We start from the raw sequence: 11,954 nt of genomic DNA, 5'->3' as shown, positions 1-11,954 counted from the left end.
GCCGGTCAATCGCAGGGTTACAGCAACCCTTCGCGCTTCACCGCCAGGTAGCGCTCCACCAGCGCGCCCGGCAGGGCGTCGGCGGTGACGTCCAGCACCATCACCTTCTCGCTGCGCAGCGCTTCGTGCGCCTTCGCGCGCTGCTGCAGGTACAGCGCCGCGGCACCGGCCTGGGTGGCGTCCTCCAGCGTCTGCACGTCCCCCTCCAGTACGCCGTCCAGCTCGCGCTCGCGCAGGCTGGCCACGCACACCAGGTGGCGCCGTTGCAGCAGGCGCACCGCCGCCAGCAGGTCTTCGATGTCCTCGTCGCGCACGTTGCTGACCAGCATCACCAGTGCTCGCCGGCGCTGGCGCAGCGACACCTCGGTGGCAGCGGCCAGGTAATCGGTGGCCACCGCGCGTGGCTGCAGGTCGTAGCTGGCGCGCAGCAGGTGCTCGACCGTGCCCATGCCGCGCTGCGGCGCGACCCAGCGGCGTTCGCCACCGGCAGCGAACAGGCCGGCGGCATCGCCCTGGCGCAGCGCCAGGTAGGCCACCACCAGCGAGGCATTCAAGGCATGGTCGAAGTGCGAGAGACCGCCTTCGCTGGCCAGCATGCGCCGGCCACTGTCGAGCATCAGCAGCAACTGCTGGTTCTTCTCGTCCTGGTACTCGCGCGAGATCAGCTTGCGCGCACGCGCGGTGGCCTTCCAGTCCAGCTGGCGCAGGCTGTCGCCGACGCGGTACTCGCGCATCTGGTGGAAGTCGGTGCCTTCACCACGGCGGCGCTTCACGTGTGCACCGACCAGCCGCGAGGCCTGGTCGGCACTGAACAACGCAAAGCGCGTGAGCGGCACGAAATTCGGATAGACCCGCACGTCCAGTGCGGGCGGCAGCGTGCGTTGCTGCCACCACAGGCGCCACGGCGAGCGCATGCGCAGGTGCACGCCTTCGAAGCGGAAGTGCCCACGCTGCAGCGGCTGCAGGTGGTAGTGCAGCGTGGAGGCGCTACTGGCCCGCAGGCGCACGCGCTGTGGCAGCGATTCCAGCGGCCAGCCGCCGGGGACCAGGTCGAACACCTGCACCGTCATCGATTGCTCGGCCTGCAGCCGCAGCGCCGCCTCGCGGCGCACGCCCAGCGCCAGCGCTTCGGGCAGTTCGCGCTGTACCTGCGGCGACGGGCGCTGCGACTGGCGCCACAGGTCGAACAGCGCAGGCAGCGCGATGGCCACGGCGGCCAGCGCCCAGCTCCAGCGCGGCAGCAACCCGCCCAGCACCAGGCCGCCCAGGGCGGCCCAGGCCAGCAGCAGCGCCAGCAGCAGCGGGGCAGGCCTCATCGGCGCGGTGCTTCCACCTTGGCCAGCAGTGCGCCCAGCACGTCGTCGGCGTCCTGGCCTTCGATCTGCAGCTCCGGGGCCAGTGCAATGCGGTGGCGCAGTGCCGGGCGAGCAATGTCGCGCACGTCGTCCGGCGTGACGAAGTCGCGGCCGGCCAGCACCGCCTGCGCACGCGAGGCACGCACCAGCGCGATGCTGCCGCGTGGGCCGGCGCCGACCGCGATGCCCGGCCACTGCCGGGTCGCCGCGACGATGCGTACTGCGTAGTCGATCACTTCGTCATCGACGGTGATCGCCGCGGTGGCGCGCTGCAGTTCCAGCAGTTCGCCGGCACCGAGTACGCGTGGCACCTGGCTCAGGTCGAAATCGCTGGCGGCGCGGCCACTGGTGATCGCGGTCACCATGCGCTTCTCGTCCTCCAGCTGCGGGTAGTCGATCAGCACCTTCAGCAGGAAGCGGTCCAGCTGTGCCTCCGGCAGCGGGTAGGTGCCTTCCTGCTCCAGCGGGTTCTGCGTGGCCAGCGCCATGAACGGCGGCGCCAGGGTGAACGCCTTGCCTTCGATGGTCACCTGGCCTTCCTGCATCACTTCCAGCAGTGCCGACTGGGTCTTGGCCGGCGCACGGTTGATCTCGTCGGCCAACAGCAGGTTGGTGAACACCGGGCCACGGCGGATCTTGAAGCTCTCGCTCTTCGGGTCGTACACCGCATGGCCACTGACGTCGCTGGGCATCAGGTCGGGGGTGAACTGCACGCGGCCGTAATCCAGTTCCAGGGCCTGTGCCAGTGCGCGCACCAGCAGGGTCTTGCCCAGCCCGGGCACGCCCTCGATCAGCACGTGGCCACCGGCCAGCAGCGCCACCAGGATCTGGTCCAGTACATCGGCCTGGCCAATGAAGGCGTGGCCGACGGCATCGCGGATGGCATCGACGCGTTCGATCAGGCGGGCGTTGGCGGCCGCCGGCAGCTCGGGGACTTCGGTCATAGCAGGGATCTCATCTGGAGCAGCAAGCGGATGCGCTCGCGCAGGGCGGAGGAATCGTGCGGCGGAGGGGGCGTGAGCGCGCTGGCAACGCGGCCTTGCGGCCAGGACAGCAGTTCGGCGATGGCCTGTTCGCGCGGCGCGCCGTCCAGTGCGGCGGCCACCGGTGCGCGCAGGCGCAGGCGATGCAGGAACAGGGCGAGCACGGCGTCATACAGGCGCGCGCCTTGGCCGAAGCGCAGCAGCAGCTCGCCGCTGGCACGCACGTGTTCCAGCAGCGAGCGGCGTTCCAGCACCGGCGACGGCAGGCGGCTGCCGAAGCGTTGCGAACGGCCCCACAGCCAGCCCAGCAGGGCCAGCAGCAGCGGCGCCCACACCGGCCAGCCCTGGTAGAACAGGCGCGCCCACAGCGATGGCGGGCGGCTGGCGTAGACCAGCCAGAAAGTGCCCTTGCCGTAGTTCGGATCGAGCAGATAGCGGGTCAGGTCGCGGTGCGAGAGATCGTGCAGGCCGTCGCTGGCCTTGCCCGCAGCCGACGCCAGGCGTGCTGCCGGCGAATCCACCTCGCCGCGCATGAACTCCATGTCGGCCAGCACGCTCACCTTGCCCTGCCCGTGGCGCAGTCGCGCGAACACCAAGTTGCGCTCGTTGCCCCAACGCCGTTCGGCGCGTGTACGGGCGGCAAAGCCCAGCGTGAAGCGACGACCACCGCAGAACTCCACATGGCTGGGATCGTCGATGACGTGGAACGGCTGGCAGTCGCTCTGCTGGTACAGGCTGTCCACGCCCAGCTGGTCCAGCAGCGGTCCCTGCGTACTGCTGGCGTCGTCCTCTGCGGGTGGCGGCGTGCGCACCAGCAGATGGCCACCACCATCGACCCAGGCCAGCAGGGCCCTGGCCGCCGGTGCCGGCAGTTCGCTGCTGTCCTGCAGCAGCACCACCGTGTCGCGCGGACCCAGCGCCATCTGCTGCAGGTCCAGCCGCGGCCGCGAGTGCACGTCGATGCCATCGGCACGCAGGGCCTGTCCAAGCACGTACAGCGGGTTGTAGCCAGCTTCGCCCTGCGGCGGCAGCTGCACGGTCTCGGTCACCCGCTCATGCGTGCGCAGGTAGAGGATCGTCAGCGGTACGCCGAGCAGCACCAGCCCGCCCAGCAACAGCGACCAGAACAGGCGCGGGCTCATGCCAGCCACCGGTACTGCTGGCGCAGAGTGTCGGCCAGTGCATCGAAATCGGCGCGGCTGGGCAGGCGGCCACCGTAGGCGGCGTACTGCCACATGCGCACGATGCGCGCGAACAGGTCACGGTCGGTGGCATCGGGCATGCGCCGCGAGGCGCGAAGGCATTGCGCTTCGGTGGCACCGGGCGGAAGCGCGATGCCGCTGCGCTCGCCCACCGTGCGCACGCTGGCGCGGTACAGCAGGGCCAGCGCCTGACGCGGCCGGCCCTGGTCCCACAGCAGGCCGGCCTGGGTGGCCACGTCCGGCGGCAGCACGACCGGCAGCTCCACCTGTTCCTCCACCACCTGCGGTACAGCGTCGGCCTTGCGCCGGCCACTGCCGCGCAGCCACGGCAGCCACAGCCGTGCGGTCAGCAGCAGCACCAGCAGCAGGACGCCCAGCAGGGCCCACAGGCCCCACTCGGCCAGGCGCGCCAGCCAGGCAATGCCGGCCTTGCGGTTGCTGCGCTCGCCCTTGCTGCTGCCGTCGCTCTGCAGCGCCTTGTCTTCCTTCTTTTTTTCCTCGGCCTGTTCGATCGGCTTCCAGCGCGTGACCTGGCGGGTCGGGCGCTGCAGCGGATCTTCATAGGCGCGGTTCACCGCCTGGCGGAAACCGGCGGTGTCCACCGGCGCCGCACCGAAGATCATCGCCGGCGTATTGGCCGGGTCGTTGGCCGCAGTGGCGGGTTCTTCCGCGCTGTCCTCGTCCCCTTCGGCATCGCCGGCCTGCCCAGCGACCGTCTGCGCGTCCTGCGCATGCACTGGCGCGAAGGCCAGCGGCAGGGCAAGGCACAGCAGCAGCGCCAGCGTCGATGCTGCCGGCAGCAGCCGCTCGCGCAGGCGGCGCAGCGCGATCTCCACGTCCCACGCTTCCATCTGCGTACGCCGGTTCAAGTACAGGCCGAAGCCGGCGCCGACATAGAACGGTCCGATCAGCACCGATGCCAGCCAGCACGCCAGGTTGAAGCCCAGTTGCGCCCAGGCAGGCGTGTCCTGGCCGATCATGTCCCATGCGGCACGCCATGATTCGGACATCAGCTCCAGTGGCATGAACATGAACACCGCGCCGATCGCACCGGACACCAGCACCCCTTCAAAGGCCATGCAGGCCACGGTCAGCACGACGGCGGCGCCCGCAGCACCGGCCGCCACGGCGCGGCGGCGTGCACCGCGCTGGGCCGGCGCGTTGCCTTCCAGCAGGTTCACCGGCAGGCACAGGCTGCGCAGCACGCTGAAGCGGCGCCAGCCCAGGTAGCCCCAGAAGCCTGCATTGCCCCAGCTGCGCTGCGCGCGCAGCGCTGCCAGCGCGCCCACCGGCTCACCGAAGATGCCGCGCGACAGGACGTACAGCGGCGCTCGCTCGAACAGTGGCTTGCACCACCACATCGCCAGCCAGGCCCAGCCGAACGCATCCAGCCACCAGCCCAGCGCGTTGAAGATCACGAACAGCGGTGCACTGGCCAGCAGCCAGCTGCCCCATACCGCACGCGCGTGGCGGCGCGACAGGGCGCTGCCCAGCTCCATTGCTTCCCAGCCACTGCGCGCGCGCAGCGCCACGTCCAGGCGGTCAATGCGCATTGCCGCCTCCGCGCCCGCCGCGCCACAGCCACAGCAGCACGCCGGCCCACAGCACGCCGGCCACGCTGAACTTGCCCCACGCCGGCACTTCGGCAATCGACGACCAGAACGCTTCGATGAACGCGGCCACCAGCAGCATGAACGCCACGCCCAGGCACAGCCGGGCCCCGATGCGGCCGCCTTCGACCAGGGCATCCAGGCGGCTGCGCCGGCCGGGGGCCAGCAGTTTCATGCCCAGCTGCAGGCCGGCACCGCCGGCGATCACTATCGCGGTCAGCTCGAACGCACCATGGCCCGCGACGAAGCGCCAGAATGGATCGCCATGGCCGATGTGCTGCAGGTGGCCGGCCACCGAACCGATGATCACGCCGTTGAACAGCAGCACCAGCAGCGTGCCCAGGCCGGCCAGCAGACCACTGGCGAAGGTACGCAGGGCGATGCTGATGTTGTTCAGGATGTAGTGGCCGAACATCATCCAGTCCGTGCCGCTGTCACGCCCGAGGCGCTCGGCCGCTGGATCGTACATGCGCTCCATCTCGGCGATCTGGCGGTTGTCCATCACCATGTGGATCAGGTCCGGGTAGAGCTGCGCCAGCACGAAGCAGGCCACCGCCGGCAGCGCGAACATCGCCAGTGCCACCCACATGCTGCGCGCCTGGCTGCGCACCAGCAGCGGGAAGTCGGCCACCAGGAATTCAAGTGCACCGCGCCAGCGCGTCGGCGGCGTGCGGTACAGCACGCTGTGGCCCTGCTGCATCAACTGCTGCAGGCGCTGCACCAGCTGCGGGCTGTAGCCGCGCTCGCGGGCCAGTGCCAGCTGCTGGCACAGGCGCCGGTAGCGCTGCGGGAAGGCGGCGTCGTCCACTGCCAGCGCGCTGGCCTTGCGCCGCGTGCGGCGCGCAGCACCAGCACGCAGCAGCAGCCAGTGTTCCAGGTCCTGCCATTCCTGCTGGTAGCGGGCGACGAACTGCTCCTGCTTCATCGCCGCCCCAACAGCCAGTTGGCCATGGCATACAAGCGCAGTACGCCGACCTGGCCGTGGGCGCCGGTCAGCGGTTCGGCGATGCCGGCCAGTTCCTGCTGGCGGGCCGCCGACAGCCGTGGCGCGCGCTCGGCGAAGGCCATCAGCGCGGCCTGCTCTTCCGGTCGCAGCGGCTGCGGCGGGGCCAGCACGCTGTCGATGGTGGGCGGAGGCGGCAGGTACAGCACGGGCGCATGCACCACCACGGTGCCGGCCACCAGATCGCCCAGGCGACGGCCATGGGGATCGAACAGGCTGCTGATCAGGCCCAGTGCATAGCCGAACGGCAGCATGTCCACGGTGCGCAGCAGGTTGCGGGTGATGGCAGGCATCCAGCCTACCGGCGCGCCATCGCGCGCAAGCACGCGCAGGCCCAGCGCGCGCTTGCCGAGGGTACGGCCCCACAGCGCTTCGCAGACGATCGGGTAGGCCCAGTACACCAGGAACATCAGCACCAGGCCGAGCCCGGAGCCGAACGAATCCAGCAGTGCCAGTGGAATCGACATCACCACCAGTACCGCGATGCGCACGCCCAGATCCACCAGCCACGCCATCGCCCGTGGCACCGGGCCGGCTGCCGGCAGCTGCAGCGGCACACCCTCCGGCGTCACCACCTCGCGGTAGGTATCGAGCATCGGTGCGGCCATCAGTGCGATGGCCTTCGTTGTGGGCGCCGGAGTCCTCTCCGGCAGGCAGCCACAGGCATGGGGGTCTCGACAGGTCCTGGTCGGGCCCAGACTTTAACAGAGCCGCATGGCGGCGTTGGCTGCTCAGCCCAGGTATTCGTCCTTCAGCCGCACGTAGTGGTCGGCCGAGTAGTGCAGCGACTCGATCTCCTTGTCGCTCAGCGTGCGCGCCGGGCGGGCCGGATTGCCCACCCACAGCTCGCCTTCGCCGACCACCTTGCCAGGGCCGACCACCGCACCGGCGCCGACGAAGCCATGGCGCTCGACGCGCGCACCGTCGAGGATGCAGGCGCCCATGCCGATCAGGCTGTAGTCGCCGATCGTGCAGGCATGGATGATGCAGCCGTGGCCGACGGTCACGCCTTCGCCGATCAGGGTCGGGTAGCCGGCCTTGTTGTAGGGGCTGTGGTGGCTGACGTGGATGATCGTGCCGTCCTGCACATTGGTGCGCGCCCCGATGCGCACGTAGTTGACGTCGCCGCGGATGACCGTGCCCGGCCACACTGATACGTCCTCGGCCAGCTCCACGTCACCGATGACGGTGCAGGCCGGGTCGATGTACACGCGCTCGCCGAGGATGGGCATCTTGTCGCGGAAGGGGCGCAGCGGGTTCATCGGTGTCTCCGGAAATCAGGGCGTTCGCGACGATGATACGCGTGCGTCCGCTGGGGAAGGTACCGCCCTGGGGCCGCGCGGATACACAGTAGATCCACGCCATGCGTGGATGGTGATCTCGGTGCCGACCAAGGTCGGCAGCTACCAGAAACGGGTGCAACCGCTCAGGACGGCGCGTGCTCGGCCAGCATCCGCCGGAACAGCACGTCCAGCCAGGCGCTGTCGCCCTGTCCGGCCGGCAGCTGCGGGGCCTGCGCCGCGCGAACGGCCATCGCATGGTCAATGTACTCGCTGATGAGCGCGATGCGCGGACGAGCGCTGACCTCGGCGCTGGCGCGCTTGACCACCAGCAATGCGTCGATGGCGTGGCGCACCGGGCCGTCCGGCAGCAACCGGTCCAGCAGATCCTCGAAGGCCATCGGCGGCGGCGTAGGCTCGCTCTCGATCCACTGGCAGGCAAGCAGGGCGCGCAGCACATACAGGTACTTCTTGGTGCTGATGGTGGGCTCACCCAGGTGGCGGCTGTGTGTGGTCCTGGCCATGCTCATGTAGTGCCACCAGCTGCCCAAGGGTGAGTAGAAGCGTTGGGCCGCTTCCCACAGCAGTGCCACCGCAGCGTCATCCTGCCGGTACACGATCGGCGAGCGCAGCCATTCGATCAGTGTCGGATTGGATTTTGAGACCAGCCGCAGTGCCTTGCGCAGGTCCCAGCCGCTGACATCGAGCTCATCGTCGATCGGCAGCTCGATCACATCGCGCTGCGCATCGCCCGGGCCGGTGCTCTCGTTGACGCTGAGATACCACGGCTGGCGATGCACGTAGATGAAGCGTGCATCGTAGTCGCTGTCCGGCGAAGAGAAGCCCCAGCCACGGCTGCCGGATTCGCAGGCCAGCAGCACACGCACATTGTGGCGCTGTTCGATGTCGGTGAGGCTGGAAAGAATGGCGGCGCGCTTGTCCGGCGCGATCGGGTGGATGTCGTCCATGCAGTTGTGTTCTTAATGTCGAGCGTTCTCGACTGTAGCGCAGGTCTGCATCGCTGCGCTCGCCGGGCATGGCCCGGCGCTACCAGAGGGTGACGTTCGTCGACGAGGCATGACGGGGTAGCGCCGGGCCAAGCCCGGCGAACGCGATCACGGCTCGTAGCTGTAGCCCATGCCATACACCGAACGGATCGGTTCGCCTTCCATGCCGGCGTCAGCCAGCTTGCGGCGCAGGTTTCGCACGTGGCTGTCGACGGTGCGGTCGACCACCACGCGATGGTCCAGATAGAGGCGGTCGAGCAGCTCGTCGCGCGCCCAGATCCGGCCCGGCGTGGCCAGCAGCGTGCGCAGCAGGCGGTATTCGACCGGGGTCAGGTCCAGGCCCTTGCCGTTCCAGGTGGCGCGGGCTGCCGGTTCGTCGATATGCAGCCCGCTGTTGGCCCGCGCAGCGGGGTCCGGGCGGTAGCGACGCAGCACCGCCATCACCCGTGCGACCACTTCGCGCGGACTGAACGGCTTGCAGATGTAGTCGTCGGCACCGATGTCCAGGCCCAGCAGGCGGTCGATCTCTTCCACCCGTGCGGTGACCATGATCACCGGTACATCGCTGCTGGCGCGCAGTTCGCGGCACAGGTCCACGCCATCGCGCTGTGGCAGCATCAGGTCCAGCAGCACCAGGTCGGGCTGGTAGCGCGCGAATGCGTCGATCACCTGGCCGCCATCGTCCACCCATTCGCTGGTCATCCCGGCGGCGGCCAGGTAGTCGCGCAGCACCGAGGCCAGGCGTGGCTCATCCTCGACGATCAGGATCTTCGCGGACGCGGCGGGGGACGGGCTCATGCAGGCTCCGGCAGGGTAATGACCACGCGCAGCCCGCCCAGCGGCGATGGCTCGGCGTGGATGAGGCCGTGGTGGGCGAGGATGATGTTGTGGCTGATGGCCAGGCCCAGCCCGCTGCCGCCGCTGGCCCGGTTGCGCGAACTCTCCACCCGGTAGAAGCGCTCGAACAGCAGCGCGCATTTGTCGGCCGGCACGCCTGGCGCGGTGTCTTCCACGATCAGCTGCACGCCGGCAGGCACGCGCGCTGCCTGCACGCGTACGCGGCCCCCGGCGTGGGTGTAGCGCAATGCGTTTTCCAGCAGATTGGCCAGCACCTGCTGCAGGCGTCGTTCGTCACCGGATACCTGCAGCGGTGTGGCGGGCAGGTTCTCCTCCAGTGCCAGCCCCGCCGTGGAGAAGCGCACGCGCATGCCATTGAGCTCGCTGCGCAGCAGCGCCGCCAGGTCCAGCGGTGCGAAGCGGTAGGCCAGGCCGCCGGACTGGGTCATCGACAGGTCGTGCAGGTCGTCGATCAACTTGCCCAGTTGGCGGATCTCGCCCTGCAGGGCACCGAGGTTGGCGCGGTCCAGCGGGCGGATGCCGTCCTCGATGGCTTCCAGTTCGGCACGAACCACCGCCAGCGGCGTGCGCAGTTCGTGCGAGATATCGGCGATGAAGGCACGGCGGTTGCGCTCGGTGTCGTCCAGCGCCTGCGCCATCCGGTTGAAGTCGTTGACCAGTGCATCCAGCTCGTCATCGCTGGTGCGCTCGATGCGGGTGGCGTAGTCGCCAGCGGCGAGCCGGTGGGTGGCCGCCGCCAGTTTGGCAAGGCGCTGGCGCAGCGCGCGCGATACCAGCCAGGCCAGCAGCACCGTCACCAGCAGCAGCGCGATGCCGATCACCCACCACGCACGCATCTGGGTGTTGTAGAAGTTCAGGTCGTTGGTGGCGATGACGGTCTGGAACGGCACCATGCCCAGCCAGCCGACCGTGTGCCCGTCCACCTGCACGGCGTGCGGCTCGTCGTCGCTGGTGGCGTCCGGGTTGCCGGCTACGAACCGATGCTGTGCATCGAACAGGCCCAGGCGGGAGGGAACGCCGGTCTGGTCGGACAGCGGTGGCACGGGCCCCTCGTGCCCATGGGCCAGATCCGGGCGCAGCAGCCGCGCCCAGCGGTCACTGTCGCCGCGCAGGTGCTCCCAGCCGCCGTGCGCACTGTACTCGCGCTGCAGGTGCGGCATCACGCGCTGCATGCGCAGGTCGCCCTGGTCATTGAGGTAGTCCAGGAAGCCGGTCTGGAACGCCACGCGGCTGGCAATACCGTTCACTGCCAGCACCAGCAGGCAGGCGGTGAAGATCGCGAGGAAGGTCTTCGCGGTCAGGCCGAATTTGAGTCGAATCTTCGCCATCGCGGGGCCATTAGCGGCGCATGCGGCGCCGAAAGCAAGCGCCCGCTGAGCCGGTCGCACAATCTCCATATTCTCTGCACAGTTCCACGGCAGCGTGCACGGGTCAACGAAAGGCCCCCACGCCCCCCATGTCACTCCTGCGCCCGCTGTCCCGCTCCCCCCGTCCGCTGTTGCTGCCCCTGCTGCTGGCCCTGGCGGCCTGCTCGGCGGGCAGGCCCGAGGCCCCGGCCACCCCTGAAGTGGGCATCATCACTGCCAGCGTGCAGCCGCTGGCCCTGCAACAGACCCTGCCCGGTCGCGCCGTACCGTTCGAGGTGTCCGAGGTGCGCCCGCAGGTCGGTGGGCTGATCCGCCAGCGGTTGTTCACCGAAGGCCAGCAGGTCAAGGCCGGCCAGCTGCTTTACCAGATCGATCCGGCGCCGTACCAGGCCGCCTTCGATACCGCGCGTGGCCAGCTGGCGCAGGCCGAGGCCACTGTGTTGTCGGCGCAGCCGAAGGCCGAGCGCACCCGCACGCTGCTGGGCATGGATGCGGCCAGCAAGCAGGACGCCGACGATGCCACCTCGGCACTGAAGCAGGCCCAGGCCAATGTGATCGCCGCGCGCGCTGCGCTGCAGGCGGCCCGCATCAACCTCGACTACACCCGGGTTACTGCACCGATCGATGGCCGCATCGGCACGTCCAGTGTCACCGCTGGCGCGCTGGTCGCCGCCGGCCAGGACGCGGCGCTGGCAACCATCCAGCGGTTGGACCCGGTCTATCTGGATGTCACCCAGTCCAGCACGCAGATGCTGGCGCTGCGCAAGCAGCTCGATGCCGGCCGGGTGAAAGCCATCGACGGCAAGGCACAGGTGAAGGTGCTGCTGGAGGACGGCAGCACGTACGCGCATGAAGGCACCCTGGAGTTTGTCGGCAGCGCAGTCGACCCGGGCACCGGCAACGTGGTGCTGCGCGCGGTCATTCCGAACCCGGAGGGCCTGCTGCTGCCGGGCATGTACCTGAGGGCGGTGCTGCCGATGGCCACCGATGCGCGCGCCCTGCTGGTGCCGCAGAAGGCGGTGCTGCGCAATGAACGTGGCGAGCCGCTGCTGCGCCTGCTCGACGCAAAGGACCGCGTGGTCGAGCGCCGGGTCAGCACCGGCCAGGTAGTGGGCAACCAGTGGCAGATCACGCAGGGGCTGAAGGCTGGCGATCGGGTGATCGTCAGCAACGGCAGCGCGGTAGCGCTTGGCCAGCAGGTGCAGGCGGTGGCGGCCACCACCGCGCAGCTGGCCGCAATGCCGGCGATCGACCCGACCGGCAACACCGACGAAACGTCGCACTGAGGC

Annotated in this window: 11 protein-coding genes; 1 reads left to right on the top strand and 10 read right to left on the bottom strand. The window is 69.5% G+C overall.

Translation table 11 applies throughout. From position 1 onward, the window contains the following. Positions 1 to 17 precede the first annotated feature (17 nt). The 10 genes from DL544_RS20195 to baeS form a co-directional block, all read right to left on the bottom strand. Positions 18 to 1,316, bottom strand: coding sequence for a DUF58 domain-containing protein (locus tag DL544_RS20195; RefSeq protein ID WP_005420169.1), 1,299 nt, complete (start codon positions 1,314 to 1,316; stop codon positions 18 to 20). Then, entirely contained in the window at positions 1,313 to 2,299 is a 987-nt protein-coding gene (locus DL544_RS20190) for an AAA family ATPase (protein WP_005411535.1), read from the bottom strand. Before DL544_RS20190 ends, DL544_RS20195 begins: the two co-directional genes overlap by 4 nt. Beyond that, positions 2,296 to 3,480, bottom strand: coding sequence for a DUF4350 domain-containing protein (locus DL544_RS20185; protein ID WP_065196823.1), 1,185 nt, complete (start codon positions 3,478 to 3,480; stop codon positions 2,296 to 2,298). Before DL544_RS20185 ends, DL544_RS20190 begins: the two co-directional genes overlap by 4 nt. After that, positions 3,477 to 5,093, bottom strand: coding sequence for a DUF4129 domain-containing protein (locus DL544_RS20180; RefSeq protein WP_139727960.1), 1,617 nt, complete (start codon positions 5,091 to 5,093; stop codon positions 3,477 to 3,479). Before DL544_RS20180 ends, DL544_RS20185 begins: the two co-directional genes overlap by 4 nt. Then, on the bottom strand, positions 5,083 to 6,075 hold the full coding sequence (locus tag DL544_RS20175) for a stage II sporulation protein M (protein ID WP_065177881.1): 993 nt from the start codon (positions 6,073 to 6,075) through the stop codon (positions 5,083 to 5,085). The genes DL544_RS20180 and DL544_RS20175 overlap by 11 nt, the downstream gene beginning before the upstream one ends. After that, complete coding sequence (locus DL544_RS20170; protein ID WP_065196825.1) at positions 6,072 to 6,761, bottom strand: RDD family protein; 690 nt, start codon at positions 6,759 to 6,761, stop codon at positions 6,072 to 6,074. Before DL544_RS20170 ends, DL544_RS20175 begins: the two co-directional genes overlap by 4 nt. 123 nt (positions 6,762 to 6,884) lie before the next feature. Next, positions 6,885 to 7,415: a gamma carbonic anhydrase family protein gene (locus tag DL544_RS20165; protein ID WP_005420152.1), complete on the bottom strand. Its 531-nt coding sequence runs from the start codon at positions 7,413 to 7,415 to the stop codon at positions 6,885 to 6,887. A 164-nt stretch (positions 7,416 to 7,579) separates the two neighbouring features. After that, positions 7,580 to 8,401: a nucleotidyltransferase domain-containing protein gene (locus DL544_RS20160; RefSeq protein WP_139727958.1), complete on the bottom strand. Its 822-nt coding sequence runs from the start codon at positions 8,399 to 8,401 to the stop codon at positions 7,580 to 7,582. A 147-nt stretch (positions 8,402 to 8,548) separates the two neighbouring features. After that, entirely contained in the window at positions 8,549 to 9,238 is a 690-nt protein-coding gene (locus tag DL544_RS20155) for a response regulator (protein ID WP_065196827.1), read from the bottom strand. Continuing rightward, positions 9,235 to 10,626 (bottom strand): sensor histidine kinase efflux regulator BaeS, encoded by a 1,392-nt coding sequence (baeS, locus tag DL544_RS20150; RefSeq protein WP_053496809.1) that lies wholly within the window; start codon positions 10,624 to 10,626, stop codon positions 9,235 to 9,237. The genes DL544_RS20155 and baeS overlap by 4 nt, the downstream gene beginning before the upstream one ends. 128 nt (positions 10,627 to 10,754) lie before the next feature. Between baeS and smeA the strand changes: the two genes are divergently transcribed. After that, a complete protein-coding gene (gene smeA / locus DL544_RS20145) occupies positions 10,755 to 11,951 on the top strand; it encodes a multidrug efflux RND transporter periplasmic adaptor subunit SmeA (RefSeq protein WP_139727956.1) in 1,197 nt (398 codons plus the stop codon). Positions 11,952 to 11,954 lie beyond the last annotated feature (3 nt).

The organism is Stenotrophomonas sp. pho (assembly GCF_006228405.1).
In the GTDB taxonomy this organism is placed as follows: Bacteria; Pseudomonadota; Gammaproteobacteria; order Xanthomonadales; family Xanthomonadaceae; genus Stenotrophomonas; species Stenotrophomonas sepilia.
The sequence above is the reverse complement of the archived record's forward strand: the minus strand, read 5'-3'. Positions and strand labels throughout refer to the sequence as shown.

Excerpts from the sequence above, each read along its gene's own strand:
- DL544_RS20155 (WP_065196827.1), bottom strand. The coding sequence starts at position 9,238 with ATGAGCCCGTCCCCCGCCGCGTCCGCGAAGATCCTGATCGTCGAGGAT.
- DL544_RS20190 (WP_005411535.1), bottom strand. The coding sequence starts at position 2,299 with ATGACCGAAGTCCCCGAGCTGCCGGCGGCCGCCAACGCCCGCCTGATC.
- DL544_RS20185 (WP_065196823.1), bottom strand. The coding sequence starts at position 3,480 with ATGAGCCCGCGCCTGTTCTGGTCGCTGTTGCTGGGCGGGCTGGTGCTG.
- DL544_RS20160 (WP_139727958.1), bottom strand. The coding sequence starts at position 8,401 with ATGGACGACATCCACCCGATCGCGCCGGACAAGCGCGCCGCCATTCTT.
- DL544_RS20165 (WP_005420152.1), bottom strand. The coding sequence starts at position 7,415 with ATGAACCCGCTGCGCCCCTTCCGCGACAAGATGCCCATCCTCGGCGAG.
- DL544_RS20195 (WP_005420169.1), bottom strand. The coding sequence starts at position 1,316 with ATGAGGCCTGCCCCGCTGCTGCTGGCGCTGCTGCTGGCCTGGGCCGCC.
- DL544_RS20170 (WP_065196825.1), bottom strand. The coding sequence starts at position 6,761 with ATGGCCGCACCGATGCTCGATACCTACCGCGAGGTGGTGACGCCGGAG.
- DL544_RS20175 (WP_065177881.1), bottom strand. The coding sequence starts at position 6,075 with ATGAAGCAGGAGCAGTTCGTCGCCCGCTACCAGCAGGAATGGCAGGAC.
- smeA (WP_139727956.1), top strand. The coding sequence starts at position 10,755 with ATGTCACTCCTGCGCCCGCTGTCCCGCTCCCCCCGTCCGCTGTTGCTG.
- DL544_RS20180 (WP_139727960.1), bottom strand. The coding sequence starts at position 5,093 with ATGCGCATTGACCGCCTGGACGTGGCGCTGCGCGCGCGCAGTGGCTGG.
- baeS (WP_053496809.1), bottom strand. The coding sequence starts at position 10,626 with ATGGCGAAGATTCGACTCAAATTCGGCCTGACCGCGAAGACCTTCCTC.